Source organism: Halanaerobium polyolivorans (genome assembly GCF_020711195.1).
Classification (GTDB): domain Bacteria; phylum Bacillota; class Halanaerobiia; order Halanaerobiales; family Halanaerobiaceae; genus Halanaerobium; species Halanaerobium polyolivorans.
In genome coordinates this window covers 179,999-197,462 of record NZ_JAJFAT010000001.1, presented here as the reverse complement: position 1 = coordinate 197,462, position 17,464 = coordinate 179,999, and the positions used below count along the sequence as shown (strand labels likewise).

Annotated in this window: 16 protein-coding genes; 1 reads left to right on the top strand and 15 read right to left on the bottom strand. The window is 32.0% G+C overall.

What is annotated here, in order from left to right:
* Nucleotides 1–165: 165 nt before the first annotated feature.
* Nucleotides 166–2,076: a DNA topoisomerase (ATP-hydrolyzing) subunit B gene (gene gyrB / locus LJ207_RS01015; RefSeq protein WP_229343459.1), complete on the bottom strand. Its 1,911-nt coding sequence runs from the start codon at nucleotides 2,074–2,076 to the stop codon at nucleotides 166–168.
* 157 nt (nucleotides 2,077–2,233) lie between these two features.
* Between gyrB and gyrA the strand changes: the two genes are divergently transcribed.
* Nucleotides 2,234–4,612, top strand: coding sequence for a DNA gyrase subunit A (gene gyrA, locus LJ207_RS01010; RefSeq protein ID WP_229343221.1), 2,379 nt, complete (start codon nucleotides 2,234–2,236; stop codon nucleotides 4,610–4,612).
* Nucleotides 4,613–4,686: 74 nt separating this feature from the next.
* Here the strand turns inward: gyrA and LJ207_RS01005 are convergent, their stop codons facing one another.
* From LJ207_RS01005 to thpR, 14 genes are all read right to left on the bottom strand, one after another.
* Nucleotides 4,687–5,292, bottom strand: a complete 606-nt coding sequence (locus tag LJ207_RS01005) for a cell wall hydrolase (protein ID WP_229343219.1) — start codon at nucleotides 5,290–5,292, stop codon at nucleotides 4,687–4,689.
* A gap of 42 nt (nucleotides 5,293–5,334) precedes the next feature.
* Nucleotides 5,335–6,024, bottom strand: coding sequence for an S-layer homology domain-containing protein (locus tag LJ207_RS01000; protein WP_229343216.1), 690 nt, complete (start codon nucleotides 6,022–6,024; stop codon nucleotides 5,335–5,337).
* 2 nt (nucleotides 6,025–6,026) lie between these two features.
* Nucleotides 6,027–8,021 (bottom strand): COG1470 family protein, encoded by a 1,995-nt coding sequence (locus LJ207_RS00995; RefSeq protein WP_229343214.1) that lies wholly within the window; start codon nucleotides 8,019–8,021, stop codon nucleotides 6,027–6,029.
* 8 nt (nucleotides 8,022–8,029) lie between these two features.
* Nucleotides 8,030–9,013 (bottom strand): energy transducer TonB, encoded by a 984-nt coding sequence (locus LJ207_RS00990; RefSeq protein ID WP_229343212.1) that lies wholly within the window; start codon nucleotides 9,011–9,013, stop codon nucleotides 8,030–8,032.
* 15 nt (nucleotides 9,014–9,028) lie between these two features.
* Complete coding sequence (locus LJ207_RS00985; RefSeq protein WP_229343210.1) at nucleotides 9,029–9,436, bottom strand: ExbD/TolR family protein; 408 nt, start codon at nucleotides 9,434–9,436, stop codon at nucleotides 9,029–9,031.
* On the bottom strand, nucleotides 9,417–10,076 hold the full coding sequence (locus LJ207_RS00980) for a MotA/TolQ/ExbB proton channel family protein (RefSeq protein WP_229343208.1): 660 nt from the start codon (nucleotides 10,074–10,076) through the stop codon (nucleotides 9,417–9,419). The genes LJ207_RS00985 and LJ207_RS00980 overlap by 20 nt, the downstream gene beginning before the upstream one ends.
* A gap of 62 nt (nucleotides 10,077–10,138) precedes the next feature.
* Entirely contained in the window at nucleotides 10,139–11,521 is a 1,383-nt protein-coding gene (locus tag LJ207_RS00975) for a sensor histidine kinase (protein ID WP_229343206.1), read from the bottom strand.
* A complete protein-coding gene (locus LJ207_RS00970) occupies nucleotides 11,521–12,198 on the bottom strand; it encodes a response regulator transcription factor (RefSeq protein ID WP_229343204.1) in 678 nt (225 codons plus the stop codon). Before LJ207_RS00970 ends, LJ207_RS00975 begins: the two co-directional genes overlap by 1 nt.
* A gap of 159 nt (nucleotides 12,199–12,357) precedes the next feature.
* Nucleotides 12,358–12,618, bottom strand: a complete 261-nt coding sequence (locus LJ207_RS00965; RefSeq protein WP_229343202.1) for a stage V sporulation protein S — start codon at nucleotides 12,616–12,618, stop codon at nucleotides 12,358–12,360.
* A 97-nt stretch (nucleotides 12,619–12,715) separates the two neighbouring features.
* Nucleotides 12,716–13,492 (bottom strand): TIGR00282 family metallophosphoesterase, encoded by a 777-nt coding sequence (locus LJ207_RS00960; protein ID WP_229343201.1) that lies wholly within the window; start codon nucleotides 13,490–13,492, stop codon nucleotides 12,716–12,718.
* 138 nt (nucleotides 13,493–13,630) lie between these two features.
* Nucleotides 13,631–15,175 carry a ribonuclease Y gene (gene rny / locus LJ207_RS00955; RefSeq protein WP_369414131.1) on the bottom strand — a complete coding sequence of 515 codons (1,545 nt, stop codon included), beginning with the start codon at nucleotides 15,173–15,175 and terminating at the stop codon, nucleotides 13,631–13,633.
* A gap of 146 nt (nucleotides 15,176–15,321) precedes the next feature.
* The gene (locus tag LJ207_RS00950; RefSeq protein ID WP_229343199.1) at nucleotides 15,322–15,774 is read right to left on the bottom strand and encodes a regulatory protein RecX; all 453 of its coding nucleotides are present in this window, start codon (nucleotides 15,772–15,774) and stop codon (nucleotides 15,322–15,324) included.
* 3 nt (nucleotides 15,775–15,777) lie between these two features.
* Nucleotides 15,778–16,815: a recombinase RecA gene (gene recA / locus LJ207_RS00945; protein WP_255666600.1), complete on the bottom strand. Its 1,038-nt coding sequence runs from the start codon at nucleotides 16,813–16,815 to the stop codon at nucleotides 15,778–15,780.
* Nucleotides 16,816–16,902: 87 nt separating this feature from the next.
* Nucleotides 16,903–17,457: an RNA 2',3'-cyclic phosphodiesterase gene (thpR, locus tag LJ207_RS00940; protein WP_229343196.1), complete on the bottom strand. Its 555-nt coding sequence runs from the start codon at nucleotides 17,455–17,457 to the stop codon at nucleotides 16,903–16,905.
* Nucleotides 17,458–17,464: the final 7 nt, after the last annotated feature.

Genomic DNA, 17,464 nt, shown 5'->3' with positions numbered 1-17,464 from the left:
AAGCTGTTTTAATTATTTTGACTGGATTTGCTAATGTTTAATTAGCCAGATCTTCCCTCAAAAAGATAAAAACAGATCGATTTAAAATTTACTCATGTTATTATATAGCCTAAAATATAAATTTTCAAGAAATATATATAATTCTAATACAATTATAATCTTAGTTTAAAAATCTATTTCTTGAGCCAGTTCAGCATTATTAAAAATAAATTCTTTTCTTAAGGCAGCATTAGATCCCATTAACCGAGTAAATATATCATCAGCTTCAAAGTCATCATCAATTTCTACCCGCATAAGAACTCTGTTTTCTGGATCCATGGTTGTATTCCAAAGCTGTCTAGGATTCATCTCACCTAATCCTTTATAGCGCTGTAAAGAAAAATTATCATGTTTTCTCTTATATTCTGCTAACTCTTGATCACTATATAGATATTTAGTTTTATTTCTTCTACTTACTTTATAGAGGGGTGGTTTTGCCAGATAAATATAACCTGCTTCTATTAATTCCGGCATATATCTATAAAAAAGAGTTAAAATTAAAGTTGCAATATGAGCACCATCTACATCAGCATCAGTCATAATAATTATTTTGTGATAGCGTAGATTTTTAAGTTGAAAATCTTCACCAATTCCTGCTCCTAAAGCAGTGATGATTGAAGCAATCTCGGTATTATTGAGTATTTTATCAAGCCGTGCCCTTTCAACATTTAAAATTTTACCTTTAAGGGGTAAAATAGCTTGAAAATTACGGTCTCTACCCTGTTTGGCAGAACCACCTGCAGAATCACCCTCTACTATAAAAAGTTCACTTTTTTCTGCTTTCTGGCTGCTGCAGTCTGCCAATTTACCAGGTAGAGCATTTGAATTTAAGGCGCTCTTTCTTTTGGTAAGTTCTCTGGCTTTCTTTGAAGCTTTACGAGCTCGAACAGCCTGTACTGCTTTATCAATAACTTTATTGGCCAGTTCTGGATTGGTATCAAAATAAAGGCTTAGATATTCATATACTTCACTCTCAACTATACTTCTTAACTCACTATTACCAAGTTTAGTTTTGGTTTGTCCTTCAAATTGAGGTTCTGGTAATTTAACATTTATAATAGCAGTAATACCTTCTCTAACATCTTTACCTCTTAAAGAAGAAATTTTTGCTGGTAAACGATTATTATTTTTAGCAAAGTTATTAATTGCTCTAGTTAAAGCAGTTTTAAAACCTGTTAAGTGATAACCTCCATCAACTGTATTTATATTATTTGCATATGAATAAATTCTCTCATTATAGCCATCATTATATTGAATAGCCATTTCTACTTCAAAATCTTCTGGTTTGGATTCAAAATAAATTATATCATCATTAATTACATTTCTATCTCTATTTAAATATTCAACAAAGGCTTTAATACCTCCATCATATTGAAAAACTTCTTTCTTTTCTTCTGCTCCTCTTTGATCAATTAAAATTAAACTAAGGTCTTTATTTAAATAGGCAGATTCTTGTAATCTATGAGCAAGATTCTCAAACTTATACTCACTTGCAGCAAAAATATCTCTATCTGCTTTAAATCTAATAACTGTCCCACTACGGTCTGTTTTGCCAAGTTTTTTAAGTTTGCTAGTTGGAATTCCCTTTTTAAATTCCTGTCTATATTTTTTTCCTTCCCAGTGGGTGGTTAAAACAAGTTTTTCTGAAAGTGCATTTACAACTGAAACACCTACACCATGTAAACCACCGGAAACTTTATAACTATTATTATTAAATTTACCACCTGCATGGAGGGTTGTTAAAACAACCTGTACAGCAGGTAAACCACTATCTTTATGGATATCAGCCGGGATTCCTCTTCCGAAATCCTCAACAGTTATCTCATTATTTTCATGGATTGTTACTTTTATTTCATCACCATAACCTGCTAAAAATTCATCTATACTATTATCTACAACTTCCCAAACCAGGTGGTGGAGTCCTTTTATGCCTGTACTACCTATATACATCCCCGGTCTTTTCCTTACAGCTTCAAGACCTTTTAGAACCTGAATTTGATCAGCATTATAATCTCTTTTATCAAAAAGTGTTTCCATCATTTGTCACCATCCTTCATTTCCTTATTATAACAAAGAGTTAAATATAATGCTAGTTAAAAAACAAAATGATTTGCATAAGCCATTCATAAAATGATATTATATATTAGCAGTAAGAAGCTTATTATGAAATTAATTTGTTGAGAGGAGATTAAAGATGAGTGAAGAAATTTATCCAATTGCAATTGAAGATAAAATGAAAGATGCTTATTTAAACTATTCTTTAAGTGTTATTATTGGAAGAGCACTTCCAGATGTTAGAGATGGTTTAAAGCCTGTCCATAGAAGAATTTTATATGCAGCAAGAGAATTGGGGTTATTACATAATAAGGCCCATAAAAAATCTGCCCGACTTGTTGGGGAGGTTCTTGGTAAGTTTCACCCTCATGGAGATTCTGCTGTTTATGATGCTCTTGTTCGGATGGCCCAGGACTTTAATCAGCGCTACCAGTTAATAGATGGTCATGGTAATTTTGGTTCTATTGATGGTGATAGTGCTGCAGCAATGCGTTATACTGAAACAAAGTTAACCGAAGTGGCAGAATCACTTTTAGAAAATATTGATGAAGAAACAGTTAAATTCAGAGATAATTTTGACGGTACTCTTCAAGAACCAGAGGTTTTACCGGCTAAAATACCCAACCTTTTAGTTAATGGCTCAAGTGGGATTGCAGTCGGAATGAGCACCTCTATTCCACCTCATAACTTAGCTGAGGTTATAGATGCTGTATTACATTTGCTTGAATATCCTAATGCTCGTTTAGAGACAATTATTAAAAATCATCTTCCAGGCCCCGATTTTCCGACCGGAGCTAGTATTGTGGGTAATGAAGGGATAAAGAGTGCTTATGAAAGTGGTAAAGGAAAAATTATTTTAAGAGCCAAAAGCAAAATTGAAAAAGAAGGAAGACATAAAAATATAATTATTACAGAAATTCCCTATCAATTAAATAAGTCAAAATTAATTGAGGAAATTGCTAATCTGGTTAATAAATCTAAATTAACTTCTGTTTCTGACCTAAGGGATGAATCAGACAAAGATGGAATTAGAATATTAATCCAACTTAAAAGCGGGGCTGACCCAGAATTAACTTTAAATCGGCTCTATAAGTATACATCAATGCAGAGCAGCTTTAGAATTAATCTTTTAGCCTTAGACAATAAAAAACCTAAAGTAATGGGTTTAATAGAAATCTTAGAGCATTTTATAGATTTTCGTAAAGAGGTTATTAAAAACCATACTAAATATAATTTAAATAAATCTGAAACACGTTTTCATATTTTAGAAGGTTTGAAAACTGCAATAAATAAGCTTGATTTAGTTATTCAGATCATTAGAAACTCTAAAGAAAAAAGCGAAGCAAAAGCTAAGCTTGTTAAAAAATTAAATATTAGTGAAGAGCAAGCTCAGTCAATACTACAAATGCAGCTGCAGAGATTAGTTGGGATGGAAATAGAAAAATTAGAAGCTGAAAAATTAGAATTAGCAGCAAAAATCAAAGAATACAAAAAGATCTTAAGAGAAGAAGAAGTTTTAAAAGCATATTTAAAAGCTGAATTAAAAGAAATGAAAGCTAAATTTGCAGATAAAAGAAGAAGCAATATTATCAAAGATGATAAAAAAGCAGAAATTAACAAACAAGATTTAATCAAGAAAAAAGAAGCGGTTGTTTCTCTCTCCTATAGAGGAATTATAAAAAGAAATGAAGAATATTCTAATTTAAGAGCTGCAAAAAATGATTATTTAATATCAACTGTTAAAGGTTCTTCTCTTGATCAACTTCTTTTCTTCAGTGATCATGGTGAAGTATATAACCTTCAAGTTCATGAGCTTGAAGAACACCATGGTTTGTCTACAGGTGATAATTTATCTAAATATATACAGCTACCAATCGAAGAAAATATAATTTCTTTAAATATACTTTCTAAAAAGAAAGAAAATCATTTTTATGTTTTTCTGACTGAATCCGGTCAAATCAAAAGAACAGCAGCCAAAGAATATCAAACTAATTACAGCCATATTAGAGCAATTAAACTTGATAATGATAAATTAATCAATGTAGAAAAAGCTAAAGAGAAAGATCAAATAATTGTTGTTTCTCAAAATGGTTATGCAATTCGATTTAAAGGAGAAAGTTTTTCCAGCACCGGTCGTAATACAATGGGAAGCAAAGCAATAAAACTTGCCAAAAATGATAAAGCAACTGCCTTTTCAATTTATGATAGAAATAAATATTTGGTTTCAGTCACAGAAAGAGGAAGAGCTAATAAAATTAAATTAAGCCAATTTAGACTTCAAAAAAGAAATGGTAAAGGCCAAAGAATATTCTCTAATCAAAATTATAAATTAGCAGGGGCTGCTTTTTGTAAGGATAATGAAAAAATATTAATTGCTGCCAAAAATGGCGAAATGTATATAGTGGAAGTAGATAAAATACCAGAAACATCTCCTGGTGGTAATATGTATCAAATAACCCAAAATATTAGTTTTGAAAAAATCGCAAGAGTAAAAAAGATCCTCATTGCAGATGATTAATATTGATAAAAAAGCTCCCTTTTAAACTTAGATCAAATTCAAGTTTAAAGGGAGCTTTTTTAATTAGAATTATTTTATCTTAAAAACACATGATTTCCTATTCTTATGACTTTTTCTCGTTGAGCAAAAAAGCTAGGATTAATTGATTTATCAGGATTATAAAAATAAAGACTACCCTGACTGGGATCATTACCTTCTATTGCTTCATAAGCTGCTTTAATTGATTCATCATTTGGGGCCATGTTTATCATATCGTTTTCAACAGGTGTAAATTGACCAGATTGATATACTACTTCTTTGATAGTATCAGGAAAAGCAGGATCATAAACTCTGTTTAAAACAACGGCACCAACCGCAACTTTTCCTTTATAGCTTTCACCCCTGGCTTCAGCATGGATGATACTTGCTAAAACATGTACTTCTTCTTCATCAAAACTTCCTCTGCTTTCAATATCATCTCTATTAATATTAAAGTCTGAACTAGAAGTATTTCTATCTCTACTGCCACCAAAAACAACTAGCAAGAAAACTAAACCAAGACCGGTATAAAGATCTTCTCTATCAATTGAACTGGAAGCTCTAACCCTATTTACCGGATAAAGAACAGGAATAAATATACTATTAATTATTAAAATTAAACTTAAAGCAATAATAATTTTTTTAAAGGATATATTCTGCATTATATCTTCTCCTTTTCAAAATCCTATTTTATATTAGTATATTTATAAAATTAGGGCCAACAAAGCAAGACCTCCAATAATATAACCTGTGTTAATTGAATCTAGTCCAGCTCTTCCTCTTAAATCTGCATCATCAGGATCTACTCCAGTTTCAAGTTGAGCCACTCGACTTTCTAAATCATCAAGCCTTGATAAACTCATTCTCTGTCTTTCTTGAATATCACCCAGAGTTTCATCATCTTCAAGCTGATCTTCTAAACTAGCTAAAGTATCAATTTGATTTGACAAAATAGAAAGTTCTTCCTGCAGCTCAGATACTCTTATGTTTACATCTGAAATATCTTCATCTTGGATTTTTGCTTGATCTTCTACTTCTTTAATTCTATCTTCAAATTCTCTCTGGTTTTGAGCAACCGAAACTAATTCATCTCTAAATTCAAGTGAAAGCTCTCTAATAATATCAACATCCTCTTCAGTAAGCTCTCCTCCACCTGCAATCATATTATCTAAGATATTAGCAATTATTTCAGCTAACTCATATCTTGTAACACTTTCATCTCCATCAAAATCTTCTCCAGCATATAGGCTCAAATAACCTCTTTCAGCAAGAGTTTGAACACTATCATAAGCCCAGTGATCTCTTGGAACATCTTCGAACTCTTGAGCAGCTGCTCCAAAACTAACGATAAAAGTTAAGATTAAAGCCAAAATAATTATATTTTTTATTTTCATATTTATTCTTCCTCCTTAATGATATTTCTCAACTTAATTTCTATTTCGTTATTATCAGCATTTATTAATGATAAATTCTCAATTTCAATATTACCATAACTATCAGCCCGTTTTCTAAAGTGGACTGTAGCAATCACTCCATTAAAATGATCATAAGGTAATTCTTGTTCAAATCTTAATTTTCCACTTTCTATTCTTTCTGGTCGATTAAAAGGAAGTAAATTATTATCTCCGATAAAGAAATCGCCCCTTGAAACATGGCTTAAAAGCAGTTTATCATTGTCAAAAACAAAATCAAAATCCATAATTTCAGCTTCACCAATATTAGCAGCAACAATATCTACAGAGAGATAATTTTGATCACGCTGACCCGGGGTTTCTCTTAAATAAACAAGTGGACTAAGTTCGGGTAATTCTATTTCTTCAACAATTGTTTTTTCATAATCATTAATTCCACTTACCTTGACTGCAAAGGGTAATTTACCATCAACTCTTAATGCTTGAATCAACCAGTTAACATTTAGTCTTTCATTTGAATCTAAGATACCTAAATGTTTAGTTAATCTTTCACTAGCAGCTGCATCAAGACCAGGAGCTAAAATAAGTTCAGCTTCTACTCCATAAAGTGCAGTTTCACCAACATTGCTGATATTAGCCTGTAACTTAAATGGATTTGGTTCTAATTTGCCATCTATTGCTTCAACCTCTTCCATCAAACTTATATCTGCCTCTAAAATAGGAGGACCTAAAAAATCTACTTTTCTCTCCACTTCATTGGAATCAGTATTATCAGCTTCAACAATAACCCTATAGGTCATATCTTCAGGTATATCTCCATAATCTTTTGGTCTTACATTCCAATTTATCTGACTAATACCACCAGCATCCAGATCACCTATTTCTCTGTCAATATTATCAGCCTCGAAATTATCTGGTAGCTCAAGCTCAGCTCTTACATTTTTAGCTTCAATATCAGATGTATTTTCAAGATAGGCTACAACAGGGAAACTTCTATTATTTTCATTAAAAGTAACTTCTGCAGGAGATGTTACACCCAGGGACAAAATACCTGGTACTATAGTAATTCCTCCCAATCCATAATTACTAATAATAGTTTTACTTTCACCAGCTTCAAGTGTATCAGGAACCCAATACATTGCCATTGCACTATCTATTTCAAATTCTCCTCTGCGGATAAATTCTTCACCAGGATTAAAATCAAAATCCCAAACACCATCTGCTAGACTTCCCCAATCTGAAAAATAGACTCGGTCAGGAGTTGTGACATCTGGACCAATTAGTGTTCCCTGTGAAGTAACCTGAGGATTAGATATACTATCAAAAGCCTGCCAAAAAGTTTCCAGCTGTTTGTCATAATATAAAGTATCTGTTGAAATGGTATCTTCCCCAAGTCTAAAAGGGGCTCCATCATTTTCACCTAACATAGTATCAATCATCAAACGTAAACCTACCTTTTCTCTTTCATCACCTTCATTGATAATTCTATATTTAATCTGGGCAGTATCTGCTAAACCAGTGGTCGAACTTCTAACAATTGATAATATCTGTTCAACAACAATATTATCAAATTGAGTTTTGGTAATGATTTGTCCATTTTCTAAAGTTGGTTCTTGAATAACTTCACCATATTTAGCATCTTTACCAGCTCTTCTTTCGGTTTGTCCACCAAAAACATATTTTTCACCATTTAACCATAGAGTTGTATAAGAAGTCCAGGGAGTTGGCCTACCATAAATTAAAGGTTTATTCATATCATCTTCTCTTAATGGTGCACCACCTGTAGTTTCTACAGCAAATCTCCCCATTGCATTTTCATTTTGATTGACTACAATGACAATATATTCATTACCAAAACGCAGATTATTATGTTCATCAACAGCACTAAAAGTATCATTTTCTGCACTTATATTAATATTTATCATAAAAATCATTGTAATCACAGTTATAAAAATCAATATCTTTTTGTATTTTTTCATATTATTTTTTACTCACCTCCTGAAATAAATTGTATTTCTCCAAGTTCAACCTCGACCTGAGGATTATCTGAATCATCAATATAATACTCTACTGAAACAGGGATTTTATAAGCTTGCTGGTATTCTTTAAATGTCCAGCCTCTTTCGATCGTTATTGCAGCAACTCTATCCATAGATTCATAACCAGATGATTCAATTATATCGACGGCTCTAACTTCACCCTGTCTAGAAATTTCAGCACTTAATTGAACTATACCTTCAGATCTGCTTCCTACTAGGTCTTTTGGAAAAGTAGGGGCTACTATCAAGTTAATTAAATCCCCTGAACTTGGTGGAGGTGGTGGTTCTTCCTCAACTACAGCTTCTTCAGCAGCTTCACTTTCCTCCTGTGCTTCACTTTCCTCCTGTGCTTCACTTTCCTCTTGAGTCTGGCTTTGTTCTTCAGTTTCTCTTTCAGTATCTGTAGCAGTTTCTTCTTCAACTTCAATTTCCATTTCACTTTCTTCAGCTGTTATAATCTCTTCTACTTCTTCACTAACATCTTCATCAATTATTTCATCTATAGCTGCATCTGCTATTTCTTCAGAGGGATCTTCTGGCAAAACTTCTTCCTCTGCAATTTCAATATCTTCTTCAATAAATTCTTCTTCACTAACATCTTCCTCAATAGCTTCATCAGTTTCAATGATTTCCTCTTCAACTTCTTCAATTTCTTCCTCAACAGGCTCATCTACCTCAGCAAGTTCTTCTTCCACTATTTCTTCGTTTTCCTCTTCCACTTCCACTTCTGCCTCAGGCTCTACTGGAGCCTCATCAATTAGAGATGGTTGATAATCTATCATTTGAATATATCTATAATCATTTAATTCTCCATCACTTTGAGCACTACCATGCATAAAGCCAATTGGAATAATATAAATAATCAGCAAATGAAAGATAAGGGAAAGCACTATATATTTAAGTAATTTATTTTGATCATTATTATTTGGCATAAATTCACCATCCTGTTAACTGCCATCTTTTTCTGCTGCTAGTGCAAGTCTATATATTCCAGCATTCCTCATTTGATCTATTAATGAAACCACATTGTCATATCTAGTTTCTTTATCTGCACTAATTATTATTGTCAATTGACCTTCATTATCTTCATTTCTAACTTCTGCTTCAGAGATAATCTGACTTAAAGCTAATGATTCACCTTCAAAATAATAGGAACCATCAGCATCAATTTCAACTATGAAATTTGTCTCACTCTGGTCTGTTGCAGTTACCGCAGTCGGAAGCTGCATCTCAATTCCCTGAGGATTAGTTCTAAAAGTAGTAAAAAGCATGAAAAAGACAAGCAAGAAAAATATTACATCTACCATTGGTATAATATTTATTGAACTTTTCTTTTTAAGAGTACTTTTGAACATTTTCTTCACCTCGATTATTGGAAACAACATCAATAATCTCTACCATACTTAAATTCATATTATGAGCTTTCCTTTCTACCATATGAGAAAAATACGAATAAAAGATAGCAGTAGGGATGGCAATAATCAAACCTAAAGCAGTACTGATTAGAGCAGCAGCTATACCAGAACTAATTTGAGCTGGATTTGCTGCCCCAGCAGCTGTACCCAAGATATTAAAACTGCTAATAATTCCAATTACTGTACCTAAAAGTCCTAAAAGGGGAGAAATCATTGCTACTACATCAAGTATTGGCAAATGTTTTTCCATTTTTTTGATCTCATCTTCACCAACTGCTTGCAGTACTTCTCTTAAGCGAGCAGGGTCTTCACTATTATGAGCTAGAGCCGTTGAAATCAATTTTGCATTGGTACTTTTTTTGCCTTTTAACTCATTTAAAGCACTTAAAATATCGCCTTCTTCAACAAGTATTTCTATTCTTTTAATTAATCTAAAATTATTATCCTTATTTCTAGCAAAGAAAATTGTTTTTTCTATGATTACAGCTAAACTAAACACCGAAGCAATTAATAGTGGTAATGTCATTGGTCCACCTAAAGTAAATAAATTAAAAAAACGGGTAAAATTCAATCCGATCACTCCTCTTAAATCATTATATTTGAGATTAATATTATTTTAACTATTTTCTTTCAAATTCTGAATCATTTTTCTTTAAAGCTTGGGAATATAATTTTAAAGCTACTACCACTTTTATTACTTTCAACCTCAATCTCTGCTCCATGAGCTTTAATTAATTCTTTTGTAACAGCCAGTCCAATTCCAGTTCCACCATTTTTAGCAGAACGAGATTTATCCGCCCTGTAAAAACGTTCAAAAATATATGGTAAATCCTCTTCGGAAATTCCATAACCTGTATCAGAAATCTGAATAATAATCTTGTTATTTTCTTGATAGCTTTTAATATTAATCTCGCCATTTTCGCGATTATATTTGACAGCATTTTCGATCAAATTATTTAAAATCTGGATTAAGCTATCCCTATCTGCCTCAATTATTATTCCATTTTCTAATTCCAAATTTAGTTTTAAGTTTTTTGATTTAATCTGCCTCTGCCTTTTTTTACTTACATTTTTGATTAGCTCATTTATTTGGATTTTTTCTGTTTTTAAATTAAAAACCTTATTTTGAGCCTCAGCAAATTCTTTTAATTTCTCTATTAAAGCAACCATTCTTGCAATTTCTTCTTTAAGTTCATCGATATTTTCCTGGTCTAAAGAAATTTTGCCATCTTCAAAAGCTTCAATATAACCCTTGATTGTTGTAAGCGGGGTTCTTAATTCATGAGCAAGGTCAGATGCTGATTCTTTACGAATTTTTTCTAATTTTGCTAATTTCTCTGTCATTTGATTAAATGCTGTAATTAATTCTGCTAATTCATCATCTCCATTATTTGATATATTTTGCTCAAAATCACCGTCAGCTACTTTAAAAGCTGCATTTTTTAATTTGATTAAGGGTTCGGTTATTAGCCTAGAGATTATAAAAGAAATAATTATTAACAGTACTGTCACTATTAAAGCACTGAATATTATAGCTTGAAAAACATTTCTTCTAAAATAATTATAAAGTTCTGAATCAATCTGTTCTTGAGAAGTAACTTCCTGCCAGTATAGAGTAGCCTGTAGAGAACCCTCAAGATAGATTTCTTCTTTTCTGCTTTGAGCGGGCAAAAAATCATTTCGTTCTTCCATCATTTGAGAGTCCCCCATCATCCTTCGCATCATTTGATGATGCTGTTGAGTAGGAGAAAATTTTACATTACCATCTCTGTCTTCAAGCCAAACTGGAATTCTATTTGTCCTCACAAAATTATTTAAAAGTGAGTTGATTTCATTTCTTGATCCAGCTTGATAATACTCGTTCAACATTTCTAATAATTCTTCTATGCTCTCCTGGCGCTGTAAGTTTATAAAATCATCAAATCTTTCTCCAATAGAATAATTGATAAAAAAACCAACTAAAAAAAGCGAAAAGACAACAAGTATTAAAAATATTATAAATAATTTTTTGCCAAGTTTAGACATTAAATATCACCGGTAAATTTATAACCTGCTCCATAAACGGTAATTATATATTCATCTTTATTTAACTTAAGTTTTTTACGAATATTTTTTATGTGAGCATCGATAGTTCTATCAAAACCGCTAAATTCTAAACCCATTACCTTAGTGGCTAATTGTTCTCTGCTTAATACTTGTCTGGCATTATTTATTAATTCCATTAATATTTTGAATTCAGTTGAGGTTAAGTCACAATCCTTATTATCTTTTTTGACCATCATCTCTTCTGGATATATTTTTATCTCTCCATCTTTTAGAGTTATTATACTAGCTTTATTATTGTCACTACTTCTTCTCAGCACTGCCTTTATTCTTGCTTTAAGTTCACGTGGGCTGAATGGTTTAGTTAAATAATCATCAGCACCATAATTAAAACCCTCTATTTTGTTTTCTTCACTACTTTTAGCAGTGAGCATTATAATAGGCGTTTGTGAACTCTGTCTTATTTTTTGACAAACTTTTTCTCCACTTAATTCGGGCAGCATCAAATCTAAAACAACCAAATCAAAATTATTATCACTAAATAATGACAGTGCTTGTTTTCCATCTTCCGCTGTAAAAACTTCATAATCTTCTTCTAAATAGGAAGTAATTATTTTTCTTATTTTATATTCATCTTCAACTATTAGAATCTTATCCATATCAACACCTCAGTAAAGTAAAAATATTAATGGAAACCCTTAACCATCTATTATATATTATATAACTTTTAGACCCTATAGTACAAGCTTTAATTAAAAAAATCTGTTTGCCCGTAAAGGCAAACAGATTCATTAAACTTTATCTAGTCTCTAAAAACTTTATCGTGGCTCTACAATCAATTTAATGGCTGTTCTTTCTTCACCATCTATTTCTATATCTGTAAAAGCTGGTATACAGATTAGATCAACCCCACTTGGAGCAACAAAACCTCTTGCGATTGCCACTGCTTTAACACCTTGATTGATTGCTCCAGCCCCAATTGCCTGCAGTTCAGCATTACCATTTTCCCTCAGAACACCTGCCAGAGCACCTGCAACTTTGTTTGGGCTAGAACTAGATGATACTTTTAATATTTCCATTTCATCGATTACCTCCTTGATTGGTTATATATTTATTCCCTCTATAATTTATATATTAACCGTAAATGACACATTTTCCTGCAAGGAAAACAAAAAATTACAAATTATTTTTATTTATTATCCTAATATTTTCTGTAATGTTATTTTCTGTATCTATTTCAAGAAGAACTGAATTAATTTTAACCTCACCAGTAGCAACTTCATATCTAACTGGTAAAGCTGTTTTCATTTTTTCAACCATATTTTCAATTTTCATCCCAATAATTGACTCAACTGCACCTGTTAAACCAACATCAGTTATATAGGCTGTTCCATTTTTAAAGATTTGAGCATCATTTGTTTGAACATGAGTATGAGTTCCAATCACAGCATTAACCATTCCATCAACTGCTCTGGCAAAAGCCATTTTTTCTCCAGATGCTTCTGCATGAAAGTCAACAATTATTATATCTGAATCTTTTATTGCAGGATAAAGTTCCATAAATTTATGATAGGGTGAATCATGAGTATTCATATAGACCTGGCCAATTAGGTTAACAACTGTAATATCTCTGCCATTTTTATTTATTCTAATCCAACCTCTACCTGGATTGTTTTTAGGGAAATTCAATGGTCTGATTAGTCTTTTATTATAATCAATAAAATTAAAAATATCTTTATTATCCCAGGTGTGATTACCCATTGTCAAAACATCAATTCCATATTCATAAAGTTCTTCAGCGGTTTTTTCGGTTATGCCAAAACCACCAGCGGCATTTTCTCCATTTGCTATAATAAAATCTACTTTATGTTTTTTTACTATTTTATCTAAAAATTTTCTTAAAGCTCTACGTCCTGCTCTTCCCATTACATCTCCAACAAATAATATATTCATTAGAATTCTCCTTAGAATTTATACTTAATTATTATTTTATTATCCAATTATAAAGTATTTTAACAAATTTATCAAATTTTTTCATTATAAAAAGGCTCCTCAGAGAGGAGCCTATTACTTTCAAGTTTAATATTTAACTTATTTAGCATAGTCAACTACCCGTGTTTCTCTAATGATAACAACTTTTATCTGGCCTGGATAGTCTAGGTTTTTCTCGATTTTCTTTTTAATATCTCTAACCATTTTTGTTGATTCGAAATCATTGATTTTATCTGGTTCTACGATAACTCTAATTTCTCTTCCGGCTTGAATAGCATAAGCTTTTTCAACACCTTTAAAGGATTGTCCAATTTCTTCAAGTTCTTCAAGTCGTTTAATATATGATTCGAGAGTTTCTTTTCTTGCTCCAGGTCTTGCAGCAGAAATTGCATCACCAGCTGCAACCAGAACTGCTTCAACTGATTTAAACTCTACATCTCCATGATGAGCTTCTATTGTATGAAGAATTTTTTCGCTCTCACCATGTTTTCTTGCTACTTCTACCCCAAGGTTAACATGTGTCCCCTCTACATCATGGTCAATTGCTTTTCCTAAATCATGTAACAATCCACCACGTTTAGCTAAAGTAACATCAGCTCCTAATTCAGCAGCCATAATACCTGCTAAATAGGATACTTCAATTGCATGTTGTAATACATTTTGTCCATAACTTGTTCTGAACTTAAGTCTACCTAATAATCTTACTAGTTCAGGATCTAAACCGTGAACTCCAGTATCAAATGTTGCCTGTTCACCAATTTCTTTAATGTGTTGGTCTAATTCTTTTTCCGCCTTTTCAACCATTTCTTCTATTCGGGCGGGATGAATTCTACCATCATCAATTAATTTTTCAAGTGCTATTCTTGCAATTTCTCTTCTTATTGGATCAAAACCAGAAATTACAACAGCTTCAGGAGTATCATCTATGATCAAATCAATTCCTGTAAGACTTTCTAATGTTCTGATATTTCGACCTTCACGACCAATAATTCTACCTTTCATATCATCATTAGGTAGATTAACAACCGAAACGGTTGATTCAGTTACATGGTCAGCTGCACTTCTTTGAATAGCTAGTGATATAATCTCTCTTGCTTTTTTATCAGCTTTTTCTTGAGCTTCTGCTTCTTTTTCTTTGATCATTTTAGCTAATTCATGATCAAGTTCAGATTCAACTTTATTCAGCAAATATTCTTTTGCTTCACTTTCAGAAAAGCTAGAAATTCTTTCTAATTTCTCGGTTTGCTCTTCTTTAATCTTTTCAATCTTTTCTTCAGCCTGACTTAGGTTTTTTTCGCGGTCTTTAATACTTTGTTCTCTCCGCTCTAAGTTTTCAGCTTTACGGTCAAGATTTTCCTCTTTTTTCATAAGGCGATTTTCAAGTTTCTGCAGCTCATCCCGTCTTTTTTGACTTTCTTTATTAGCTTCTTCACGGATCTTATGAGCTTCTTCTTTAGCTTCAAGAGTAATTTCTTTTTTCTTTGCCTTAGCATCTCTTTCTGCATCTTTTAAGATCTTTTCTGCTTCATTTTCTGCAGACTGCATACGGGCTTTAGCAATATATTTTCTAATTAAATACCCCGTTACAATACCGATGGGTAGGGCTATTATAAAATACAAAACACCTCCGTTAATAATATTCACCTCCTGTCATATATTCAGTTTTTAGTTTTTAATTGATTTTAATTTTAATTACTATTTATATTTTAACTTTTTTGAAGACTTATGTCAAGCAAATAGGATATAGCTAAATGATAAAAAGCCTGCATAAGCAGGCTTAAAGCTTAAAATTATTTATCTGTTACCTCAAAAATGATTTCATAATCAAAGCCTTTGTTGGAAAGATAATTTTTCAATTTATAACTTGAGCGGTCTTCTTCTTTTCTCCGCCTCAACCATTTTTTAGTTAAATATTCGGCCATCTTGATTTCTTCTTCTCTGCTTAAATATTGATTTAAAGCAGCATTAATGATTTTATTATCTACCCCTTTTTGACTTAACTCTTTATAAATTAATCTTCTTCCCCGAGGATGATTATTGATTCTGGAACGAATCCACATTTCTGAAAAACGTTTTTCATTCAAAAGATCCTTAGCTAAAAGATAGTCAATAACCTCATTTATTACCTCTAAAGAAAAATCTTTTTTTTCTAATCGATCTCTCATTTCCTCAATTGTTCTTTCTCTATAGCTAAGCAGTTTAAAAGCTTTATTTTTAGCTTTTTTTATTTGCTCTTGCTCCATTCTTTATTCCTCATCCTTTTCATTTTCGGTTTCTTCTTCAATTTCACCGTCTTTAAGGCCTACTTTTACCCTGATTTTATCATCAATCTCTTCTAAAATATCAGGGTTATCCTGCAGAAATTCTTTTGAATTTTGCCTACCCTGGCCTAGTCTAACATCTCCATAAGAATACCAGGAACCAGCTCTATCAATAATACCTGTATCTACACCTAAATCTAAAACACAGCCAGAACGAGAGATACCTGTACCATACATTATATCAAATTCTGCACTTCTAAAAGGAGCAGCTACTTTGTTTTTGACCACTTTAACTCTAGCAGTACTACCGATCAATTTATCTCCATCTTTGATGCTTTGTGATCTTCTCATTTCGATTCGAACAGAAGAATAGAATTTAAGAGCTCTTCCTCCAGGAGTAGTTTCAGGATTTCCAAACATTACCCCAATTTTCTCTCTGATTTGATTAATAAATATTATAGCTGTATGTGATTTGCTGATAGCACCAGATAATTTACGCATTGCCTGAGACATCAATCTAGCCTGTAATCCCACATGAGAGTCTCCCATATCACCCTCAAGCTCTGCCTTTGGAACCAGAGCAGCAACAGAGTCAATTACTACTAAATCAATTGCATTACTTCTAACAAGTGCTTCAGCAATTTCTAAAGCTTCTTCCCCACTATCAGGTTGAGATATTAAAAGGTTATCGATATTTACCCCTAAATTTTTAGCATATTTAGGATCTAAAGCATGTTCAGCATCGATAAAAGCAGCAATCCCATCCAATTTTTGAGCTTCGGCTATTATGTGCAGACCTAGTGTTGTTTTACCTGAAGATTCATTACCATATAACTCGATAATTCTTCCCCTAGGAATACCACCTACTCCAAGTGCTAAGTCAAGTGGTAGTGCTCCAGTTGGAATTGACTCAACATTTAAACTTGAGGCTTCACCAAGTTTCATAATCGAACCCTTACCAAACTGTTTTTCTATTCTTTTGACAGCTTGATCAAGCGCTTTTTCCTTATCTTTAGTTGCCAATATTATCTTCCTCCCTAAATTTTTATATTTTAACTGCAGTTTTTATCTTTGCTTTTATTATAGAACAAATGTTTAGATAATGCAAGTTTATTTCAATTTTTTGGAAAATAGTTCAATGTATTCTGGGCCAGCTGAATAAAGCTTACTTTGATAAAGACTAATGGTATTTAATTTAGAATAAATATTGATAAAATTATTAGCTAAAAATTTATCTTTAAAGTCTATAGAGGCTGAATTTTTATTTCGGGCCAGGCTCAAATGAGCTTTAAATTCCCTATCATCTTCAGCAAAACCTAATTCAGCCATTGCTTTTTCTATTATTTTTTTAGTTTCATTTAGAAATGATTTGCCTCTATCAACTTCTAAAAATATCACCCTTGGCTCTTTTAAGTTGGGAAAAGCATTTACAGCATTAAATTGAATATATTCTTGAGAAGGACTGATATCGATTTCTTTTAATTTTTCAATTATCTTTTCTTTTTGCTCTTCATCACATTCACCTAAAAATTTTAAGGTTAAATGCCAGTTTTCTTTCTTTATCCATTTTAATTTTGAATTTAATCCTTTTTTTAAGAGTTTAACTTTGCTTGCAATCAAATCTCTACTTCTCTGACTAATATTTAATGCAATAAAAAGACGCATTAATTTT